The organism is Roseitalea sp. MMSF_3546, assembly GCF_030732865.1.
Taxonomy (GTDB): domain Bacteria; phylum Pseudomonadota; class Alphaproteobacteria; order Rhizobiales; family Rhizobiaceae; genus Roseitalea.
The window spans coordinates 41,274-62,494 of sequence record NZ_JASHKB010000014.1; the positions used below are offsets into that span (position 1 = coordinate 41,274).

At 67.0% G+C, this 21,221-nt stretch carries 18 protein-coding genes, 1 tRNA gene and 1 riboswitch; of the genes, 6 read left to right on the plus strand and 13 right to left on the minus strand.

Features of this window, described 5'->3' with window-relative positions:
- Positions 1 to 7: 7 nt before the first annotated feature.
- The 3 genes from RBB34_RS12290 (at position 8) to RBB34_RS12300 (ending at position 4,704) form a co-directional block, all read left to right on the plus strand.
- A complete protein-coding gene (locus RBB34_RS12290; RefSeq protein WP_306119518.1) occupies positions 8 to 793 on the plus strand; it encodes a DUF4167 domain-containing protein in 786 nt (261 codons plus the stop codon).
- Positions 794 to 1,012: 219 nt separating this feature from the next.
- Complete coding sequence (gene clpB / locus RBB34_RS12295) at positions 1,013 to 3,628, plus strand: ATP-dependent chaperone ClpB (RefSeq protein WP_306119519.1); 2,616 nt, start codon at positions 1,013 to 1,015, stop codon at positions 3,626 to 3,628.
- Positions 3,629 to 3,822: 194 nt separating this feature from the next.
- Positions 3,823 to 4,704 carry a 3-hydroxybutyryl-CoA dehydrogenase gene (locus RBB34_RS12300; protein ID WP_306119520.1) on the plus strand — a complete coding sequence of 294 codons (882 nt, stop codon included), beginning with the start codon at positions 3,823 to 3,825 and terminating at the stop codon, positions 4,702 to 4,704.
- Between the two features lie 6 nt (positions 4,705 to 4,710).
- Here RBB34_RS12300 and RBB34_RS12305 read toward each other — a convergent pair whose 3' ends face one another.
- A complete protein-coding gene (locus RBB34_RS12305) occupies positions 4,711 to 4,917 on the minus strand; it encodes a hypothetical protein (protein WP_306119521.1) in 207 nt (68 codons plus the stop codon).
- A gap of 311 nt (positions 4,918 to 5,228) precedes the next feature.
- A riboswitch (SAM riboswitch) is annotated at positions 5,229 to 5,306 on the plus strand.
- Positions 5,307 to 5,355: 49 nt separating this feature from the next.
- Between RBB34_RS12305 and metA the strand changes: the two genes are divergently transcribed.
- Both metA and RBB34_RS12315 read left to right on the plus strand, forming a co-directional pair.
- Positions 5,356 to 6,285, plus strand: coding sequence for a homoserine O-succinyltransferase (gene metA / locus RBB34_RS12310; protein ID WP_306119522.1), 930 nt, complete (start codon positions 5,356 to 5,358; stop codon positions 6,283 to 6,285).
- A complete protein-coding gene (locus RBB34_RS12315; protein ID WP_306119523.1) occupies positions 6,282 to 6,728 on the plus strand; it encodes a GNAT family N-acetyltransferase in 447 nt (148 codons plus the stop codon). Before metA ends, RBB34_RS12315 begins: the two co-directional genes overlap by 4 nt.
- Here RBB34_RS12315 and RBB34_RS12320 read toward each other — a convergent pair.
- On the minus strand, positions 6,712 to 8,037 hold the full coding sequence (locus tag RBB34_RS12320; protein ID WP_306119524.1) for a DUF4147 domain-containing protein: 1,326 nt from the start codon (positions 8,035 to 8,037) through the stop codon (positions 6,712 to 6,714). The genes RBB34_RS12315 and RBB34_RS12320 overlap by 17 nt on opposite strands.
- Positions 8,038 to 8,134: 97 nt before the next feature.
- Here RBB34_RS12320 and RBB34_RS12325 point away from each other — a divergent pair, with 97 nt between their 5' ends.
- Positions 8,135 to 9,292 (plus strand): Mrp/NBP35 family ATP-binding protein, encoded by a 1,158-nt coding sequence (locus RBB34_RS12325; RefSeq protein WP_306119525.1) that lies wholly within the window; start codon positions 8,135 to 8,137, stop codon positions 9,290 to 9,292.
- Positions 9,293 to 9,330: 38 nt separating this feature from the next.
- Here the strand turns inward: RBB34_RS12325 and RBB34_RS12330 are convergent, their stop codons facing one another.
- The 11 genes from RBB34_RS12330 to sulP all read right to left on the minus strand — a co-directional run bounded on the left by RBB34_RS12330 (position 9,331) and on the right by sulP (position 21,213).
- Complete coding sequence (locus RBB34_RS12330) at positions 9,331 to 10,521, minus strand: amino acid permease (RefSeq protein WP_306119526.1); 1,191 nt, start codon at positions 10,519 to 10,521, stop codon at positions 9,331 to 9,333.
- Between the two features lie 559 nt (positions 10,522 to 11,080).
- Complete coding sequence (gene ugpC / locus RBB34_RS12335) at positions 11,081 to 12,151, minus strand: sn-glycerol-3-phosphate ABC transporter ATP-binding protein UgpC (protein ID WP_306119527.1); 1,071 nt, start codon at positions 12,149 to 12,151, stop codon at positions 11,081 to 11,083.
- A 10-nt stretch (positions 12,152 to 12,161) separates the two neighbouring features.
- Positions 12,162 to 13,157 carry a hypothetical protein gene (locus tag RBB34_RS12340; protein WP_306119528.1) on the minus strand — a complete coding sequence of 332 codons (996 nt, stop codon included), beginning with the start codon at positions 13,155 to 13,157 and terminating at the stop codon, positions 12,162 to 12,164.
- A gap of 23 nt (positions 13,158 to 13,180) precedes the next feature.
- Positions 13,181 to 14,059, minus strand: a complete 879-nt coding sequence (locus RBB34_RS12345; protein ID WP_306119529.1) for a carbohydrate ABC transporter permease — start codon at positions 14,057 to 14,059, stop codon at positions 13,181 to 13,183.
- A 1-nt stretch (position 14,060) separates the two neighbouring features.
- Positions 14,061 to 15,128: a sugar ABC transporter permease gene (locus RBB34_RS12350; protein WP_306119530.1), complete on the minus strand. Its 1,068-nt coding sequence runs from the start codon at positions 15,126 to 15,128 to the stop codon at positions 14,061 to 14,063.
- An 84-nt stretch (positions 15,129 to 15,212) separates the two neighbouring features.
- The gene (locus RBB34_RS12355; RefSeq protein ID WP_306119531.1) at positions 15,213 to 16,478 is read right to left on the minus strand and encodes an extracellular solute-binding protein; all 1,266 of its coding nucleotides are present in this window, start codon (positions 16,476 to 16,478) and stop codon (positions 15,213 to 15,215) included.
- A gap of 13 nt (positions 16,479 to 16,491) precedes the next feature.
- The gene (locus RBB34_RS12360) at positions 16,492 to 17,559 is read right to left on the minus strand and encodes a LacI family DNA-binding transcriptional regulator (protein WP_306119532.1); all 1,068 of its coding nucleotides are present in this window, start codon (positions 17,557 to 17,559) and stop codon (positions 16,492 to 16,494) included.
- A 36-nt stretch (positions 17,560 to 17,595) separates the two neighbouring features.
- Positions 17,596 to 17,904, minus strand: coding sequence for a winged helix-turn-helix domain-containing protein (locus RBB34_RS12365; RefSeq protein ID WP_306119533.1), 309 nt, complete (start codon positions 17,902 to 17,904; stop codon positions 17,596 to 17,598).
- 366 nt (positions 17,905 to 18,270) lie between these two features.
- The gene (locus RBB34_RS12370; RefSeq protein WP_306119534.1) at positions 18,271 to 18,738 is read right to left on the minus strand and encodes an alpha/beta hydrolase; all 468 of its coding nucleotides are present in this window, start codon (positions 18,736 to 18,738) and stop codon (positions 18,271 to 18,273) included.
- Positions 18,739 to 19,031: 293 nt separating this feature from the next.
- A tRNA-Arg gene (locus RBB34_RS12375) sits at positions 19,032 to 19,108 on the minus strand.
- Between the two features lie 188 nt (positions 19,109 to 19,296).
- Positions 19,297 to 21,213: a sulfate permease gene (gene sulP, locus RBB34_RS12380; RefSeq protein ID WP_306119535.1), complete on the minus strand. Its 1,917-nt coding sequence runs from the start codon at positions 21,211 to 21,213 to the stop codon at positions 19,297 to 19,299.
- Positions 21,214 to 21,221: the final 8 nt, after the last annotated feature.

Sequence of the window (21,221 nt, forward strand, 5' to 3'; positions counted from 1 at the left end):
CAATGCGATGGGTCGCGAGACCGAAAGCCTGGACTGCAAGGGCAAAATCGCAAAAGACACGATTGCAGACAATGAGAGTTTGATGAGACCACAACAACAAGGACGCCGCTCCCGCAACCGCGGTGGCGGACGGCGCAGCCAGAATCCGCTTCAGCGCAGCTATGAGAGCAACGGTCCGGACGTGAAGATCCGCGGCAATGCGCAGGTGATCGCCGACAAGTACGCCACCCTGGCCCGCGACGCCCAATCGTCCGGCGACAGCGTGATGGCGGAGAACTATCTTCAGCACGCCGAGCACTACAACAGGATCATCCTGGCGGCCCAGCCCCAGCCGCGCGATGGCGACGACGATACCGACCAGCCCTCGGCCAGGGACGGCGGGGACGCCAGCGGCGCGGCCGATGGCGATCAGCAGCCAGGCCGGCGCGGCCGTGACGAGCGTGGCCGCGGCAATGGCAGGACCGACGCGGCGTCCGAAGGCAATGGCAAGGCCGAGGCCCGGCCGGAGGCCGACGACAGGTCCGAAGCCACGTCGAACGGCAACGGCAAGTCCGGTGCCGGCAAGAAAGAGCGGAAGGTCGACCCCGATGGCGACCAGCCGGTGATCGAGGGCATGCCCGCCGAAGCGCGCGAGGAGCAGGCCGAGCAGTCCGGAAAACCCAAGCGCGCCGCACGCCCGCGCAAGCCGCGCAAGAAGGCCGAAGCCACGGCCGAAGAGGCGCCCGAAAACGCCGATGGGGCCGACTCGGAAACCGCCGGCGATGCGCAAGAGCGCCCCGTGGCCGCCGAGTAGCCCACGCGGGAAGGTCGAGCCGCCCAGACGCTCGTAACGAGCGCCCAACGGCGCCGAACACCGGCCGCCGCCGCGAAATCCGCGCGCGGCGGTCTTTTTTTGCCGGTGTCACACACCCATATCGACTTACGACCGGGGTTCGCTGCACGGCAGGGACCCGTCATCGATCGCCCTTGACCGGTCGCCTTTCGGGGCCGGCAGAGATTGGAGACACACGATATGAATCTGGAGAACTATTCCGAGCGCGTGCGCGGCTTCATCCAGGCCGCCCAGACGCTGGCACTCGGCTCGAGCCATCAGCAGTTCACGCCCGAACACATCTTGAAGGTTCTGGTCGACGACAATGAGGGGCTCGCCGCTTCGCTGATCGAGCGCGCCGGCGGCAATGCCAGGGACGTCCGCATGGGCGTGGAGGCGGCGCTCGGCGCGCTGCCCCGGGTCGAGGGCACGGGCGGCCAGCTCTATCTCGCCCAGCCGCTGGCCAAGGTCTTCACCACCGCCGAAGAAATCGCCAAGAAGGCCGGTGACACCTATGTCACCGTCGAGCGCCTGCTGCTCGCGCTGGCAATGGAGAAATCGGCCAAGAGCGCCGACATTCTCGCCAAGGCCGGCGTCACGCCGACAGCGCTCAACCAGGTCATCAACGATCTGCGCAAGGGCCGCACCGCCGACACCGCCAGCGCCGAGGAAGGCTATGACGCGCTGAAGAAATATGCGCGCGATCTGACCGCCGACGCCCGCGAAGGCAAGCTCGACCCGGTCATCGGCCGCGACGACGAGATCCGCCGCGCCATTCAGGTCCTGTCGCGCCGCACCAAGAACAATCCGGTGCTCATCGGCGAGCCCGGCGTCGGCAAGACCGCCATCGCGGAGGGACTCGCCCTGCGCATCGTCAATGGTGACGTGCCCGAGAGCCTGCGCGACAAGCAGTTGATGGCGCTCGACATGGGCGCGCTCATCGCCGGCGCGAAATATCGCGGCGAGTTCGAGGAACGGCTGAAGGCCGTGCTCTCGGAAATCGAGAGCGCCGAAGGCAACATCATCATGTTCATCGACGAGATGCACACCCTCGTCGGCGCCGGCAAGGCCGATGGTGCGATGGACGCCTCCAACCTGCTCAAGCCGGCCCTCGCCCGGGGCGAGCTGCACTGCGTGGGCGCGACCACGCTCGACGAGTATCGCAAGCATGTCGAAAAGGATGCCGCCCTCGCCCGGCGCTTCCAGCCGGTCTTCGTCGGCGAGCCGACCGTCGAGGATACGGTCTCGATCCTGCGCGGCCTGAAGGAGAAGTACGAACAGCACCACAAGGTGCGTGTCTCGGACTCCGCACTCGTCGCCGCGGCAACCCTGTCCAACCGCTACATCACCGACCGTTTCCTGCCCGACAAGGCGATCGACCTTGTCGACGAGGCCGCCTCGCGCCTGAGGATGCAGGTCGATTCCAAGCCCGAGGCGCTCGACGAGATCGATCGCCGCATCATCCAGCTCAAGATCGAGCGCGAGGCGCTCAAGGTGGAAACCGACCAGGCCTCGAAGGACCGGCTCGAGAACCTGGAGCGCGAGCTTGCCGGGCTGGAAGAGGAATCGGCACGCATGACCGCGACCTGGCAGTCCGAAAAGGAAAAGCTCGGCACCGCCGCCGACCTCAAGCGCGAACTGGACGAGGCCCGCAACGAACTGGCGATCGCCCAGCGCTCGGGCGAGTTCCAGCGCGCCGGCGAACTGGCCTATGGCCGCATTCCCGAGCTCGAAAAGAAGCTCGAGGAAGCCGAGCGGCGCGAGGAGGGTGCGACCGGCTCGATGGTCGAGGAGACCGTCACGCCGGACCATGTCGCCCATATCGTCTCGCGCTGGACCGGCATCCCCGTCGACAAGATGCTGGAGGGCGAGCGCGAGAAGCTGCTGCGGATGGAGGACGAACTGGCCAGACGGGTCGTCGGCCAGGGCGAGGCGGTCCAGGCCGTCTCCAAGGCGGTGCGCCGCGCCCGCGCCGGCCTTCAGGACCCCAACCGGCCGATCGGCTCGTTCATCTTCCTGGGCCCGACCGGCGTCGGCAAGACCGAATTGACCAAGGCGCTGGCCGACTTCCTGTTCGACGACGACCAGGCTATGGTGCGCATCGACATGAGCGAGTTCATGGAGAAGCATTCGGTCGCCCGTCTGATCGGTGCGCCGCCCGGCTATGTCGGCTACGAGGAAGGCGGCGTTCTGACCGAATCGGTGCGTCGCCGGCCCTATCAGGTGATCCTGTTCGACGAGATCGAAAAGGCCCACCCCGACGTCTTCAACGTGCTGTTGCAGGTGCTCGACGATGGCCGGCTCACCGACGGCCAGGGCCGCACCGTCGATTTCCGCAACACGGTCATCATCATGACCTCGAATCTGGGCGCGGAGTATCTGGTCAACCTCGCCGAGGGCGAAACTGTCGACAAGGTGCGCGGCGATGTCATGAACGTCGTCCGTGCCGCCTTCCGGCCCGAATTCCTAAACCGCGTGGACGAGGTGATCCTGTTCGATCGCCTGCGCCGCGAGGATATGGGCGCGATCGTCGACATCCAGCTGGGCCGGCTCGAAAAGCTGCTCGCCGACCGCAAGATCAGCCTGCAGCTCGACGCCGCCGCCCGCCAGTGGCTGGCCGACAAGGGCTACGACCCCGCCTATGGCGCACGCCCGCTCAAGCGCGTCATCCAAAAGCAGGTACAGGACCCGCTGTCGGAGAAGATCCTGGCCGGCGAAATCGCCGACGGGGCGACCGTCAAGGTGCTCGAAGGCTCCGACCGGCTGAACTTCCGGCCCGTCGCGGCCGCCAATGAGGACCGCGAGCAGGCGGCCTGAGCGCTGCCAGCGTCGATCGACAAACGCGGCGTCCGCCTTGCGGGCGCCGCTTTTTTGTGTCGCGACGGCGTGGCGCGAATGTCACATTGGGTGCCATAAGGCTGATTTTTCTGGCGATATCGCAATGCACAGATTTACATTGCACCGCAACATCACCACAATTTGCGAAAACACAAAGAACGGGATGAACGAGCATGCTTACGCAGATCGAGACCGTCGGCGTCATCGGCGCCGGCCAGATGGGACAAGGCATCGCCCAGGTGTCCGCCGATGCCGGCCTGAACGTGGTGATGTCCGATGTCAGCGCGGACGCCGCCAGGGCGGGCCTGGACAGGATCGGAGAGGCGACCGAGCGCGCCGTCGAGGGCGGCAAGATGGATGCGGCCCGGCGCGACGGGCTGCTCGGGCGCATCGAGGTGACCGGAGCGCTGGCCGATCTGGGCCATTGCGATCTGGTCATCGAGGCGGCCAGCGAGAACGAGGCGGTCAAGACCGCGATCTTCAGCGAGCTGTGCCCGCAGCTCAAGCCCGAGGCGGTGCTGGCCACCAACACATCGTCGATTTCGATCACGCGCCTTGCCGCGGCCACCGACCGCCCCGAGCGCTTCATGGGCATTCACTTCATGAACCCTGTCCCGCGCATGAAGCTTGTCGAACTGGTGCGCGGCATCGCGACCGCCGATGCCACCTTCGAGCTGGCGCGCGGCTATGTCGACAGGCTCGGCAAGACCGCCACCGTGTCCGAGGACTTTCCGGCCTTCATCGTCAACCGCATCCTGCTGCCGATGATCAACGAGGCGATCTACACGCTTTATGAGGGCGTCGGCACGGTCGAGGCGATCGATACCGCCATGAAGCTGGGCGCCAATCACCCGATGGGGCCGCTGGAGCTGGCCGATTTCATCGGGCTCGATACGTGCCTGGCCATCATGCAGGTACTGCATGACGGGCTCGCCGATTCCAAGTACCGGCCCTGCCCGCTGCTGGTCAAATATGTCGAGGCCGGCTGGCTCGGCCGCAAGACGGGCCGCGGCTTTTACGACTATCGCGGCGAAACGCCGGTGCCGACGCGCTGAGCGGCGTCAATAGAGCGGCGAAATGCTGCGCGGCGGAAGCTTGCCGCGCCGCGCTACGCCCAGGTGGCGGTAGGGCACCATGCTGTGCAGGAACGCGGCCACGGCGCCCATGCCCGGATCGGGAAAGTCCGCATCGCCACGGCTGACCGGCGCCCGCCGCCCGGATGCCGGAGCGGGCCTCGCATGGGGCTCGTTGCGACGCGAAAAGGTCACGGCAGTCTCCTGTAACGTCACCCTCCCGGCATGCAGGTTAGATCGATATTGCGGCGCGTCAATGACATATTGCGTCGCACAAGACGATTGCCGGATCGGCCCCCGCGGCAAGACGGCGGCAGGGCACCGCGCCATCGATGGGGCATTGACGATGGCGCGGTGGTCCCACACCGGGGAGACAGCCCGTCATGGTCCTGATCGGGCAACCGGCTGCCTGACCGTCGGACACCCCGCGCTCATGCACTGTGCAAAAACGCACAGCGCGCGCCGTCCGGCACGATTTGACCGCACCGCCGAAGGGCGTTATGCAATGGCCGTTCCGTGGTGATTTGGCCGGTCGGCTTGCAGCCACGTAAAATAACTCGCTAAAGGACCGAATGGTTGGACCGGCGGCGATGCACTCGCGGCCGGTTTTTTTGTTGCAAGTGAGACCCGACGATGCCCATCAAGATCCCCGACGCCCTGCCCGCTCGCGAAACGCTTCAGCGCGAGGGCGTCATGGTGATGGACGAGCACACGGCCACGCGTCAGGACATCCGGCCGCTGCAGATCGGCCTTCTGAACCTGATGCCCAACAAGATCCGCACCGAAACCCAGATCGCGCGGCTGGTCGGCTCCACGCCGCTGCAGGTGGAACTGACGCTGGTGCGCATCGGCAGCCACGAGGCCAAGAACACCTCGCGCGAGCATCTGATCGCCTTCTACGAGACATGGGAGGAGATCCGGCACCGCAAGTTCGACGGCTTCATCGTCACCGGCGCGCCGATCGAGACGTTGCCCTTCGAGGAGGTGACCTATTGGCCCGAGCTTCAGGCCATCTTCGACTGGACCGTGACCAATGTGCATTCGTCCTTCTTCATCTGCTGGGGCGCGATGGCGGCGGCCTGGCATTTCCACCGGGTGCCCAAGCACACGCTGGACACCAAGGCTTTCGGCGTCTACCGGCACCGCAACCTCAACCCGTCCTCGCCCTATCTGGCCGGCTTCTCCGACGACTTCCAGATCTCGGTGTCGCGCTGGACCGAGGTGCGGCGCGAGGATCTTCCGGCCGACGGGCGGCTCGAGGTGCTGATGGAATCGGCCGAGACGGGCCTGTGCCTGCTGCATGAAAGGTTCGGCAACCGGCTGTATATCTTCAATCATATCGAATACGACTCGGGCACGCTGGCCGAGGAGTACTTCCGCGACGTCAAGGCGGGCACCCCGATCGCGGTGCCGCACAATTACTTCCCCCAGGACAACCCGCAGGCGCCGCCGCTCAATCGCTGGCGCAGCCACGCCTTCCTCTTGTTCGGCAACTGGATCAACCAGGTCTACCAGACCACCTCCTACGATCTCGACGGCATCGGCAAGGACCGCGCGGCGTGAGCGTCGAGGTCATCATCCGGCCGCTCGCACCGGGCGACCGCGATCCGTGGCGGGACCTGTGGCGGGCCTATCTGGCCTTCTACGAGACCGAGGTGCCCGACGAGAACTATCAATCGACCTGGGAGCGGCTCCTGGGCGGCGCGCCCTACGACCCCTCCGGCCTGATCGCGGTGGTCGGCGACCGGCCGGTCGGCCTTGTCCACTATCTGTTTCATCGTCATTGCTGGCGCGTCGAGAATGTGTGCTACCTGCAGGACCTTTACGCCGACCCCGCCGTGCGTGGCCACGGTGTCGGCCGCGCGCTGATCGAGGCCGTCTACAAGGCGGCCGATGACGCGGGTTGCCCCTCGGTCTACTGGATGACGCAGGACTTCAATGCCACCGCGCGCCGGCTCTATGACCGCTTGGCGACGCTGACGCCCTTCATCAAGTATCAGCGCTGACGCGGTCCGGCGCCATCAGCACGATCTGAAGGTCGGCGACATTGGTGCCCGTCGGCCCGGTCATCAACAGGTCGCCGGACGCCTTGAGCGCCCGATAGGCATCGTTGTCGGCAAGGCGATCGGCCGGCGCCATGCCCGCATCAGTCATTCGACTGACTGTGCCCGGATCGACCAGTCCGCCCGCCGCATCGGTCGGCCCGTCGCGCCCGTCCGTGCCGCCCGACAGCATGACCCAGGGCCCGCCCGGCACCATTTCGCCAGCGGCCAACGCAAACCGCAGCGCCAGCTCCTGATTGCGGCCGCCCTTGCCGTGACCGACGACCCGGACCGTCGTCTCGCCGCCGGCCAGCACCGCCAGCCGCCGCGCATGTCCGGCCGCCGCCTCAATTGTTGTCCCGATCAGCAGCTCGGCCGCCTCGGCCACATCGCCATCGAGCCATCGGGCGGCGATCACCGTGTCGTAGCCGAGCGCCCGCGCCCGTTCTTCGCAGGCCGCAAGGCTGATGGCGTTCGAGCCGATCACGCGGTTTTCGATCCCCTCTTCAGGCGCGGCGGCGCGCGGCGGCGCGGCGCGCAGATGGTCCATCACGCTGGCCGGCATCGAGACCGCCAGATCGTAGCGGTCGATGACATCCAGGGCCTGCCGCGGATCGATGTCGCGCGGCACGGTCGGCCCGCTGGCGATCGTCGCCGGGTCGTCGCCCGGCACGTCCGACAGGATCAGCCCGAGCACCCGCGCCGGGCTCGCAGCCCGCGCAAGGCCGCCGCCCTTGAGCCGCGACAGCGCCGTGCGCACCGTGTTGACCTCGCAGATGTCGGCGCCCGAGCGCAACAGCGCGCCGGTCGCGGCGATCTTGTCGTCGAGCGAAACGCCGGCGACCGGCGCCGGCATCAGCGCCGAGGCGCCGCCCGAGATCAGGCAGATCACCAGATCGCCGGCTGCGGCCTGGCTTGCGGCCGCCTCGATGGCCGCTGCGCCCGCGGCGCCACCCGCATCGGGCAGCGGATGGCCGCCGACATGGATGTCGACGCGCGCAAGACCGTCTCGCGAACCCGCGTTTTCGGGGTTGGTCACCGCCACGGCCCGCGTGACGCGATCGCCGGGGACGATTGCGAGCGCGGCGCGCATCATCGCCAGCGACGCCTTGCCCCCGGCGAGCAGGAAAACGCGCCGCGCCGCGTCGATCGCCGATTTGTGCTCGAGCAGGGCATGGCGCGTCGCATCGTAGGGGTCGGCGGCGGCAATGCCGGCACTGAAGATCGCGCGCGCATCGGCGCGCATGGCGGCCACGGTGTTGGGATCGGTCATTGCGGCACATTACCCGGCGCCCGCCGGGACGCAACGGTGCGCGCATCCATCGCAAAGCCTGCTTGGCAGGCGGCGGCGCGGCGATTATGTCATGGCCATGACCGAGCAGCCAACCCGACACGCCGTCACCGAGGTCCTGCGCGCGATCGATCTGCCCGACGGGCGGAACCTGGTCGAGGCGGGCCTCGTCTCCGACATCTTCATCGCCGACGACAAGGTGTTCTTCTCCATCACCTGCGAAGCCGACCAGGCGCAGCGCTTCGAGCCGGTGCGCGCGGCCGCGCAGGCGGCCGTCGAGCGCATGGCCGGCGTCGCCGCCGCGATGGTCGCGCTGACCGCCGAGAAGAAGGCCGGCACGCCTTCCGCTCCGCCGGACCGTCCGGCCCCGCCGCGTGCGGCCCCGCAACCGGCCACCGCCGAAAGGCGGCCCGCGACGGACCGGCCCAAGCCGGAGGTCGCCGGCGTCCGCCACATCATTGCGGTCGCCTCGGGCAAGGGCGGGGTCGGCAAGTCGACGACGGCCGTCAACCTGGCGCTTGGGCTCGCCGCGGCCGGCACCAGGACCGGCATCCTGGACGCCGACATCTACGGGCCCTCGCTGCCGCGGCTGCTCGGCCTGAAGGACGCCAAGCCCGAACAGATCGAGGGCCGCATTCTCAAGCCGATCGACAAGTTCGGCCTTCAGGTGATGTCCATCGGCTTTCTGGTCGAGGAGGAAACGCCGATGATCTGGCGCGGGCCGATGGTGGTCTCGGCGATCACGCAGATGCTGCGCGAGGTCGCCTGGGCCGATCTCGACGTTCTGGTCGTCGACATGCCGCCGGGCACGGGCGACGCGCAGCTCACCATGGCGCAGAACGTGCCGCTATCGGGCGCGGTGATCGTGTCGACGCCGCAGGACCTTGCGCTGATCGATGCGCGCAAGGGGCTGAAGATGTTCGAAAAGGTGCAGGTGCCCGTGCTCGGCATCGTCGAGAACATGAGCTATTTCATCGCCCCCGACACCGGCAAGCGCTACGACATCTTCGGCCATGGCGGAGCGCGCGAGGAGGCCGGCCGGCTCGGCGTGCCCTTCCTGGGCGAAGTACCGCTGGTGATGGCGATCCGCGAACTGTCGGACGCCGGAACGCCGATCACGGCGGCCCAGCCCGACGGCCCCCACGCGGCGGTCTTCAAGGCGATCGGCGCCCAGCTTGCAGACGCGCTGTCGGAGGGAGCGGGCGCAAGACCGGCCCCGGCGATCGTGTTCGAGTGACCGAAACCGCCGGGCGCTGGCCGGCCGGCAGATGGCGATCACGCGCCGACCCACAGCCAGATCTGCCCGCCGATCGCGCCAAGGCAGAACACCAGCCCCAGGATCGGCACGCCGATCGAGATGTCGGGCACGGCTTCCGGCTGGCCACGCCGCTTGAGCGCCCACAGCGCGGCATTGACGCCGGCAAAGACGATCAGGATGGCAAGGCTTGTGGCGCTGGCGAGCCCCTTGAGCGGGATCAACAGGGCCAGCGCCAGCACGAGGGCGAGCACCACGAGCGTTGCCCGCACGGGCGTGTCCGTGGCGGGGTTCACATAGCCGAAAAAGCCCGGCATGCCGCGCCCGTCGCGCCCCAGATCGAGGATCAGCCGGGCGGCGGCGATGATCTGCGTGAGCCCGCCATTGACGATCACGAACAGGCTGGCGATCGCCACCGGCAGGCCCGGCCAGCCTTCGCGCTCGACGACGGCAACGAGCGGCGCCTGCGCCTGGGCGATCTGCGAAAGATCGTCATGGCCGACGAGCGCCGCCGAAATGGCGAGATAGAAGAAGAAGACGATGCCGATGGCGATCATGATGGCGCGCGGCAGCGTGGTCTTGACGTCGTGGACCTCCTCGGCGGTCTGCGCCATGTCGCCGAAGCCGATGAAGGAGTAGATGGCGAGAAAGGCGCCGGCGAACAGCCCCGCCATCGCCGTGCCGTCGAACTGACCGAGTCCCTCGGCCATGCGGCCGGGCGCGGCCACGAGCGCATCGCGCGACACGAACAGGATGAACACCAGCGTCAGCACGCCGACCGTTGTCGTCACGTTCATGAACACCGCGCTCTGCTTCATGCCGGCGATGGAGATCGCGCCGAGAACGGCGATCAGGCCGACCGTTGCGAGCCAGCCGGGCATGGGCGCAAAGCTTTGCAGATAGCTCACGAAGCCTGTCGTGATGGTCGCGCCGGAGACGATGTTGGCGATCGTCAGCAACCAGCCGGCGAGCGAACCGAGCCTGCGGCTGCCGAAGCCTTCCTGCACGTAGTCGATGGCGCCGGCGGCGGTGGGGATGCGTGCGCCCACCTCGGCAAAGGAAAGTGCCGTGGTCACCGCCACGAGCCCTGCCAGCAGATAGGCGAGCGGCGACAGCAGGCCGGCCTCGCCGACCACTTCGCCGATGACCACGAAGATGCCGGCGCCCAGGATCGTGCCCGAGCCGTACATGATCAGGCTCTTGAATCCCATTTCGCGCCGGAGGCTGCCGCCGGGCGCGGGCGCATCCGCCCGGCCCGATGGCGACGACCCGAGCGCGCGCGAAGCCCCGCCGCCTGCGGACGAGGCCTGCGCGGACCCCTGCCCCTGACTGGATGGTTCGGTCATGTCCCGTCAACACGCAAGGGCCGGCTCCGGTTCACCAACGATGCGAAACGGCGTTCGGCGCATGCGGTCCCTTCAAATCAACGCGCAGAACGCGAGCGGCCGGCATCAAAGGCGCGAACCGGCGGCAGGCTGGCCATTACCATGGCCGCCCCACCCGGGTCATCGGGTCCTGACAGTTGGCACGGGCGAGTGGATCGGCATGGATCATCGCGCCGACCGGTAGCGATGCGCCTTTCACCGCATGCGCCGGGGCACACCGCATCTGCTATTCCAGGTTTCAAGCGCTTGGGCAGGGATCGCAGCTCCGCCTGCCAAGCACGGCCGACCTGCAAAAAATTCCGACCAAGACATGCGCCAGCATCGTTGCCCGCACAAGAAGCGTGCGGAAGGGTCGCGCTGCGCGCGGTCATGACCTCCCCGCGGCTTACGTCTTTGCAAACAGGTGGGCCCTTTCGGGGGCGAAGCCCAGCGCGATCTGCGAGCCGAGCTGCAGCGGGCGATCCTCGGCGAGCGCGGCGACCACCTTTCCGCCGCGCGTCAGCGTGACATCGACCACGGTCTCGGTGCCGAGCCGCTCGACGAGCGCGACCTCGCCATGCAGCGCTCCGGCCGCCGCATCCTCGTACACCTCCAGATATTGCGGCCTGATGCCGAGCCTTGCCGTGGAGTGAGCGGCAAACCCGCCCTCTTCGATCGGCAGCGTCACCGGATCGAGCCCCGGCGCCCTGACGGTGACCGCGCCGGGCCGCGCCTCGACCACCTGCACATCCATGAAGTTCATCGACGGCGAACCGATGAAGCCGGCCACGAACATGTTGGCCGGCTTGTGGTAGAGATCCATCGGCGCGCCGACCTGCTGCACCGTGCCGTCCTTGAGCACGACGATCTTGTCGGCCAGCGTCATCGCCTCCACCTGGTCGTGGGTCACATAGACCATGGTGGCGCCCAGCTCCTGGTGCAGCTTGCCGATCTCCATGCGCATGTCCATGCGCAGCGCCGCATCGAGGTTGGAAAGCGGCTCGTCGAACAGGAACACGGCCGGATCGCGCACGATGGCACGGCCGATGGCGACGCGCTGACGCTGGCCGCCCGAAAGCTGGCTGGGGCGCCGGTCGAGCAGATGCTCCATCTGCAATATGCGCGCCGCCTCCATCACCTTGCGCTCCTTTTCGGCCTTGGGCATGCCGGCGATGGTCAGGCCGAAGGCGACGTTCTCGCGCACCGACATGTGCGGGAAGATCGCATAGGTCTGGAACACCATGGCGATGCCGCGATCCTTGGGCTGCACCTCGTTGACGAGGCGGCCGCCGATCTCCAGCGTGCCCGAGGTGATGTCCTCGAGCCCTGCGATCATGCGCAGCAATGTCGACTTGCCGCAGCCCGATGGGCCGACGAAGACGACGAACTCGCCGTCGTTTATGGCAATGTCGACGCCCTTGATGACCTCGACCTTGCCGTAGCTCTTGCGCACATCGGTCAGCTTGACTTCGGCCATGGTCCGGTCCTCACGCTGGGTGGCGGGCGCCGGAAGCGACCCGCAGATACCCCTCGCCGTCGATGGTGACCGGCTCGGGATCGAGAATATGCCCGACGAACTCGCCGCCGTCGGGGCGATCGGCGAAGCCCATTATGCGCATCCCCGCATCGGTCCGGACGATGCGCGCGGCATAACGCCGGCACGGCAGCGATCCGTCGAGGAAGGGGCCGGGCGCGATTCTCCAGGGCCCGCGCGGGTCGTCGGCGATCAGATAATGGGTGCCCGTGACCGGGCCGCCGGGCATGGTTTCGGCCTGGTCCTTGGAAAAGTGCTCGGCCGCGGTACAGAACAGACAGTACCAGCGGCCGTCGACCTCGAAGACCTGCGGCACCTCGAGCTGTCCGAACCCGCCCACGAAGACCGGCGGGCGCAGCGTCCACTCCTGCAGGTCGGGCGAGGTCGCAAGGCCGATGGCGCCGCCGCCATTGGGTTCGGCGACGCCGGCCGCCCGGGCGGTGAAATACATCAGCCAGCCCCGGCCGGCGGGATCGCGCATCACCCAGGGATCGCGCATGGCCCGGTCGTGCCAGAACCCGCGCGCATGATCGGCCTCGTAGCGGTGCGCATCCGGGCCGGTCAGGTCGAGGCACGGCCCCTCGCCGAGCCGGCGCCAATGGTGCAGGTCCTCGCTGACGGCGTGGCCGATGCGCTGATAGAGCCCGTCCTCGGCGTGACACGAGCCGGTATAGAACAGGTGCCACAGCCGGTCCTCGCCACGCACCACCGAGCCGGTCCAGGTCGTGTAGTCGTCCCAGGCCGGGCCCGCTGCGGGCGCAAAGCAGGTGCCCAGATGATCCCAGTTCACCAGATCCTCGCTCACCGCATGCCCCTGGCTGACGTTCCAGTGGCGCAGTTCGGGTTCGCCGAGCGCCCTGTCGGCCTGCAGGAAGAAGGCGTGCCAGGTGGCACCGTCGCGGACATACCAGCTGTCCCATATCCATTTGTCTTTCAGTGCCAGGACCATGAAGCGTTCCGTTGACGGGTCGATCAGCCTTTCACGCCGGTCGAGGCGATCGAGGCGATGAAGGCGCGTTGCAGGACGAGATAGAAGGCCAGGACCGGCAAGGTGATGACGGTCAGATAGGCCATGATCTCGCCCCAGGCGGGGTTGAGCTGGAAATAGTATCCAAGGCCGACCATGACGGGGCGGTAGGTCTCCTGCTGGACGACAATGAGCGGCCACAGATACTGGTTGTACATGATCAGGAACTTCAGGATGGCCGCCGTCGCCAGAACCGGGCCGGATAGCGGGATGATCACCCGGTAGTAGACCTGAAACCAGCTCGCCCCCTCAACGCGCGCAGCCTCGACCAGTTCGCGCGGCAGGTCCTTGAAGTACTGCACGAACAGGAAAATGGTCAGCCCGTCGGCGATCCAGGGGATGATCTGGACCCGGTAGGTGTTCAGCCAGCCGATCTCGAACCCCTCAATGCCGATCCAGGGCAGCCGGGAGACGATCAGCAAGAGCGGTATGGCGATCGTCTCGAAGGGAATGATCAGCGTTGCCAGGATGACCGCCAGCACCAGCCCCTGTCCCGACCAGCGCAGGAAGACGAAGGAAAAGGCGGCCAGCGAGCAGATGGCCAGCGCCAGCAGCACGGTCAGCCCGGTCACCACAACGGAGTTGAAAATGAAAAGGCCGACCGGCGCGCGCGCGAAGGCGTCGGCATAATTGTTCAGCGAGATGTCGCCGACCGGCAGGAAGGCGCGCAACGAGGAGGTGTCCGACAAGAGCTGCTGGTCCGGCTTGAGCGAGGAGACCACCATGAAGACCAGCGGAAACAGGAAGATGACCGCGATCAGGATCAGCACGAGGTAGCGGACGGCCAGTCTCAGCCCACGGTTTTCGGGATTGACGGCGGCCATGTCAGCGCTCCCGGGTCAGCCAGCGCTGCAAGAGCGAGATGGCGAGCACGATCAGGAACAAGATGACGGAGATGGTCGAGCCGCCCGAGATGTCCTGCCTGCCATAGCCGCGCTCGACGGCCTGGAAGACGAGGACCTGGGTCGAATCGAGCGGGCCGCCATTGGTCATCACGTCGACCTGGGCGAACAGCGCGAAGGCTTGCATGGTGATGACGATCAGGATCAGGATCGCCGTATTGCGCAGCCCCGGCCAGGTGACATAGCGGAAGGCCTGCCATTTCGAGGCACCCTCGATGTCGGCGGCCTCGTAGAGCGTCGGCGAGATCGTCTGCAGGCCGGCCAGCCAGATCACCATGTGGAACCCGACCCCCTGCCAGACCGACATGGCCATGATGGCGCCAAGGGCGGTGTCGGGATTGCCGAGCCAGTCGACCGGCTCGAACAGACCGAAGGTCAGCCCGACGAGCATGTTGTTCAACAGCCCGTCATTGCCGTCATAGATGAAGCGCCACAACAGCGAGACGACGACGATCGAGACGACCACGGGCATGAAGTAGATCGCCCGGAAGACATTCACGCCGCGAAGCTTCTGGTTGATCAGCAGGGCGAGGACGAGCGCGAGCCCGGCCTGAACGGGGGCAACGACCACGACGAACGTCAAGGTGTTGACCAGCGCCTTCATGAAGACGACGTCCGAGGCGATCACGACACGCGCATTGTCGCCCGATTGCCAGCGGAACCACTCGCGCATGCCGCGATATTGCGGATAGTCGTCGCTGCGCGTCACGGTGCGCACGCGCGGATATGCGATGCCGCCGTCCGCCTCGCGCACGAGTTGTCCGGCCTCGTCGCGTTCGGGCTCGAGCGTGATGACGGCAAGGCCCAGCAGGTCGCGGTAGTTGGCAAATCCCACATATTCGGTCGGATTGGGCGAGATCAGCCGCTGGTTGGTCAGCGACAGGCCGAAGGCGAAGAAGAAGGGCAGGACGATGAACAGCGCTATCAGCCCGAAGCCGGGCAGCGCGAACGCCCATCCGGCGCCGTTGGACCGTGTCAGTTTCGATGCCATCGCAAATTCCCCGGACAGTCGGTCGGGTCGGGCTCCGCCGCAAAGCGGAGCCCGGTGGAGTTTGCGCCCCCAAAGGCAAGCCGATCAGTGGCCGTAGCCGCCATTGGCCTCGATGTCGGCATCGATTTCGTCGACGGCGGCATCGAGCGTGTCGGCGACGTCGGCGCCATTGGCGATATCGGCGAGCGCCTTTTCGAACACCTTGGCGGCGACGACATAGCCCGGCGAGACCGGCCGGACGAGCGCCTGGCGCTCGGACAGCTCGTAGAACACCTCGAGCGGGCCGCCCTCGGCATAGTTCTGCGTCATCTGCGCGGCCGACTTGGTGACCGGGATCAGGCCGGTCCCGTCGGAAAAGGCGGCGAACCATTCATCGGTCAAGGCGAACTCGATGAAGGCGCGCGCACCTTCGGGGTGTTCGGAGGCGGCCGAAACGCCGAACTGCCAGCTTGCCGCGCCGATCGTCGATCCGTTGCCGAAGTCCGGCGCCGGCAGGAACAGCGCGTCGTCGCCGAACGCCTCGATGACGGGCAATGCGGCCCAGTTGCCGTTCCATTGCAGGGCATATTGGCCGTCGATGAAGCCGGTTTCACGGTCGGCCGGATCCTGGCTGGTGCCGGGCGCGAGGTCGCGCTCGAACAGCGATTGCCACCATTCGCCAAATTCGATCGCCGCTTCGCCATTCAGCGCGCCTTCGGCGGTCAGATAGGTGGACCGGTCAACGATGTCGCCGCCGAACGATTGCAGCAGCGGGCTGAACGCGTAAGGATACCATTCCCCCGTCCAGGCCATGCCAGGGTCGAACGCGTGTTCGAATTCGCCGCTCTCGTCGAGCGTGACAAGGGCCGCGTCAAACTCGTCCTTGGTCCAGGGTTCGTCGAGGGTCGGGATGCGGATGCCATGGTCCTCAAGCACCGAACGGCGGGCGAACACGGCGACGGCCGCGTCCCACAGGCCGACCGAATACACCTCGCCGCCCCAGCGGCCGATCGTGCCCGGCAAGAAGCCCTCGAGCCTTGCCTCGTCGATGCCGAGCGGCTGCATGTAGCCGGCCCAGGCCCAGTTGGGCATGACCGGGCCGTCGACATCGATGATGTCGGGCAGGTTGCCGGCCAGCGCGGCGGCGACGATCGAATCGTTGTAGCTTTCCTGCGGGAAGCTCTCCATGACGACCTCCCAGTCGTCCTGGCTGGCGTTGAACTCGGCGACCAGCCGGTTGACGGTCGCCTCTTCCTGGTTGTTGCTGCCGGCGCCGTGATACCACATCGACAGCTCGGTCTGGGCCATGGCGGCGGGCGCGAAGGCGACGCCGCCAAGCAATGCGGCGGTCAGTATCGTCCTGGTTTTCATCGGTTTCTCCTCCTCATGGTTGGTCGTTTCGGTGCTCGATCACCGATTGCCGCCAGACGATCGGACCGCGCACCGGCGCGGTGATGTCGGGGCCGTCCGGCGCCTGCGTTTCGGGCCGCAGCCGCCCGATCAGCCACTGGGCGGCCCGCTCGCCCATCTCGCGATAGGGCAGCACGGCGGTGGTGAGCGGCGGATAGAGCGTTTCGGAAATCAGCCGATGGTCGTCGTAGCCGGCCACCGAGATGTCGCCGGGCACGGCGATGCCGCGCGTGCGCAGAACGCCGTAGAGCTGCATCGCCATGCGGTCATTGCCGCAGCACAGCACGGTCGGCGGATCATCGAGCGCCATCATGCGGTCGACTGCCTCGCCCATCAGCATCGTCTCGCGCGGGCTGGCATGGTGCAGGCCGGCGGCGATGACCAGATCCCCATCATAGGCTATGCCGGCGTCCTCGAGCGCGGCGCGGTAGCCGGCGAGCCGAAGCCCGTGGGCGATGAGGTCGTCGGGCAGCGTCAGGAACCCGATGCGCCGATGGCCGGCCGCGATCAGCCTTTGCACGAGACCGCGCTGGCCGGCCGTGTCGTCAGGCAGCACCGAGGGCGTGCCCTGTTCGTCGAAGCAGTTGACGAGCAGAAGTTCGGCCTCGCCCGGCGGCCGGGGCAGGTCGATGCGGCTGTGCCGGTCGGCGACGTAGAACAGGCCCTCGACCCGGTGCTGGGCAAACGTGCTCATCAGCGCCGGCACATTGTCGGGGTCCTCGCCGGTATCGGCGATCAGCAGGGTGAAACCGGCCTCGGCGAGTGTCGCCCGGATGCCCTGCACGATGATCAGGTCGGGCAGGCCGGCCGTCTCGGGCGATTCGGCGTTGGTGGTGATGGCGCCGGTGATCAGGCCGATCAGGCCGGTCTTGTTGGAGCGCATGGAGCGGGCGGCGCGCGAGGGCACGTAGCCCAGCTCGCCCATCGCCGTCTTGACGGCCTTGCGCGTGTTGGCGTTGACCGGCGCGTCATCGTTAAGCACGCGGCTGACGGTCTTGGGCGAAACCCCGGCCCTTTTGGCAACATCGTAGATGGTCGCCAATCGCTCCTCCCGCATGACGCCGGTGTTCGGATTCGCTTATGACACCGCTGTCATGACATCGGTGTCATTACCGCAAACGCAGTGTCGATGCAAGACGAATTGTCCGGTCGTGACAAGAAGGGTCCCCGCGCCGATCGGCATGGTTGGAGCTGTCCATTTCGGCGACAAACGGAAGCCGCGACGCGCGACCGTCTTGATGACCTTCTGCTGCGATCCGGAATCACCGACAGCACGCCTTGCGGCGCTGATACCGCCGGCAATCGCGGCTTCCGAGACGATGCGGCCGCCCCAGACGCTTTCGACAAGATCGCCCCGGGACACGTCCCGATCGCGGTTTTCGATCAATCGCGGCGGCGATACGCTCGTTGTGGACGGCGAGTATCTCCAGACCGTGATCTACAAGAGCTGGCGGCGACGGCGGGGCCGTGGCGACCGCTCGTGGCGGCGCGGGTCGCTGCACCGTATGCAAGTAGTCAGCATCCAACGTCCGCCGAGGGCCGTTAGCGGACCGGGGATGAATGACGGCTTCGGGCGAGCAGCGGACGTCCGATAGAACGCCAGGGCGACCTCATCGAGAAATGCAGCTTGGCGTTTGAACTCGCTCCATTCCGCTTTTGCAATCGCGGCGCTGGAGCTGCATCGATCACGGAGGTCAACCCATCCTCGGCAGTGAATGCTCCGTGACCAGCCGCATGCCCGGATGCGCCTGCTTCATTGCGGCAACGGCTCGTCCGGCAGCACGAACCGAAATTGTGCCGCTTCGATACATGCCGTGTTCAACGGCGTATCGGGCGTCAGAATGAAGGACTGGACAAGCGCCTTTCCGCAGTCGTCGAAGAGGCCGGATACATGGCCCGACATCGGGATCGTCACGACGGTCGCATTGTCCAGCGTCTCGGCGGCGCGAAGGCCCCATTCCGGCGGCGTCGCCGTATCGAGGGCGCCGTTTACGACCAGCGTGGGAATATCGCTCACGACACCGGGGGGCGCCGGAGCGTAGGCCTCACCGGCGAGCCCGAGCTGTTCGCAGCTGACCTGATAGCGGGGCACCCACTTCGCCGACTCTCCGATCAGTTGCGGTGCCTCGAACTCCGCATAGGCGTAGAAGGCCACGTCGTTGAAGAAGCTGTAGGATATGTCGTTGCACCGAACGATGCGGTGCGCGATGGAATCGACCATGGTCCGGCCGCGCAGGAAGGCGTCAGCAGAGCACCGGTCGGCGTGACGATTCTGATGCGCACCGCAAAGGCGCGCTCATCGAGGGTCCTGTGTGTGAAGCGACGCGTCATTAGGCGGCTTTTGTTCTGGCAACGAGCGATGAGCGAGGCAAGTCGACGGGAGCCGATGGGCCAAGGTAGATTCGGGTGCGGCAACCTGGCGCGCAACCACGTCCCGTCTCCGAACGGATCGCAAAAGCGCGGCCAGAACCAGACCAGGAGAATGCTCCAACGGCGATAAGTCATTGAAAACATTGGTGATCCCGGCAGGATTCGAACCTGCGACCCTCAGATTAGGAATCTGATGCTCTATCCTGCTGAGCTACGGGACCACGACCCCTTCATATCAGAATGTGCGCCGCTGTGGACCCTCCCGACGGCAAATATCGCCCAGTGCTGCCGGCATCGGCGTGGTTGGCGCATGACCCTTGTCGGCCGAACCGACGCGTGCACGACCCGTGCCGGTCGACTGCTTCGATCCGCGCAGATATGCAAGGCGCGGCCGATCCCGGCCGACAGCCTATTTAGTCGCCGGATTGGCCGTTCCGCCGGCCAGTTGGCCGGCCCCGCCCGCACTGCCGGCCCCCGGTTCGGCCGGCGCCGCCGCCCCGGGGCTCGCGGCCGCGGCTTCGGTCGGCGCCGCCGCGCCCTCGCGCTCGCCGTCACGGTCGGCCTCAGGCGTACCCGTTTGACCGTCGCCGGCCGCGACCGGCGCAGCTGCCGTCAGCGCGCACATCGCCTGGTGCTGGCTGAGGAAGACCTCGCCCGTCAGGGCTTCGAGGAAGTGGCTGCGCTTGAGCCGGTCCATCACCGGGCCCTTGACCTCGGTGAGGTGAAAGCGCACACCCAACGCCTCGAGCCGCTCGTTGATCGCCTCCAGCGATTCCAGCGCGCTCATGTCGATGGCGTTCACCGCCGGGCAGGCCAGGACCACGTGCTCGATCTCGGGATGATCGGCCACCATTTCGTACAGCCGGTCCTCGAGATAGCGCGCATTGGCGAAATACAGGCTCTCGTCGACGCGCAATTGCAGCACGCGCGGATCGGTGATCACTTCATGGCGTCTGATGTTGCGGTAGTGCTCGGTGCCCGGCACCTGGCCGATGATCGCCATGTGCGGCTTGGAGGTCTTGTACAGATGGATCAGCACCGACAGCAGCACGCCGGCGGTCACGCCCGCCTCCACGCCGACGATCAGCGTGACCGCGACGGTCGCGGTGACGGCGGTGAAATCGGCCTTCGAGTAGATCCAGGCGTCCTTGAAGATCGAGAAGTTCACCAGACTCAGCACGGCGACGATGATCGTCGCGGCCAGCGTCGCCTGCGGCAGGAAGGCGATCAGCGGGGTGATCGTCAGCGATGCGGCGGCAAGGCCGATCGCGGTGAAGGCGCCGGCCGCCGGGGTGCGCGCGCCCGCGTCGAAATTGACCACCGATCGGGCGAACCCGCCGGTGACCGGATAGCCGCCGGTGAAGCCCGCGCCCATATTGGCCATGCCCAGCCCGATCAGCTCCTGGTCGGGGTCGATGCGCTGGCGGCGCTTGGCGGCCAGCGTCTGGGCGACCGACACCGATTCAACGAAGCCGATGATCGAGATCAGCGCCGCCGAGCCGACCAGCGCCAGCCACAGATCGGGCGAAAAGGACGGCGCGGTCAGCGGCGGCAGGCCGCGCGGCACCTCGCCGACGAGCCTGACGCCGGCCTCGCCCAGATCGAGCGACCAGGCGGCAAGAGCGGTGATCGCGACGGCGAAGACCGGCCCGGTGCGCGCCAGATGGCCGGCAAGCCGTTCGCCGATGCCGATGCGGACCAGCAGCGGCTTCAGCCCGCCGCGCACCCAGAACAGGAAGCCGGTCGCGCCGACCCCGATGATGACGGTGGCAAGGCTGGCGCTGCCCAGATCGGCGATCAGGCTCGACAGGATCACCGGCAGGGTGTGGCCGTGCGCATCGACGCCCAGGATATGCTTGAGCTGGCTCGCCGCGATCAGAATGCCCGAGGCGGTGATGAACCCGGCGATCACCGGGTGGGACAGGAAATTGGCGATGAAGCCCAGCCGCAGCAGACCCATCGCCATCAGCATGGCGCCCGACAGGAAGGCGAGCGTCAGCGCGGCGACGACATAGTCCGAACTGCCCGGCTCGGCGATGCGGCCGACCGCGGCCGCCGTCATCAGCGAGACGACGGCGACCGGCCCGACCGCCAGCGCCCGCGACGTGCCGAACAGCGCATAAAGGATGATCGGCACGATCGAGGCGTAAAGGCCCGCTTCGGGCGGCAGGCCCGCCAGAAGCGCGTAGGCCAGCGATTGCGGGATCAGCATGATGGTGACGATCACCGCGGCGACGAGGTCGCCGGTCAGGGTCTCGCCATCGTAGCCCCGGCCCCAGTCGAGGACCGGCAAGTACCGCCTTGCCGAAAGTGCCGGCTTGCTCATCGCTTCTG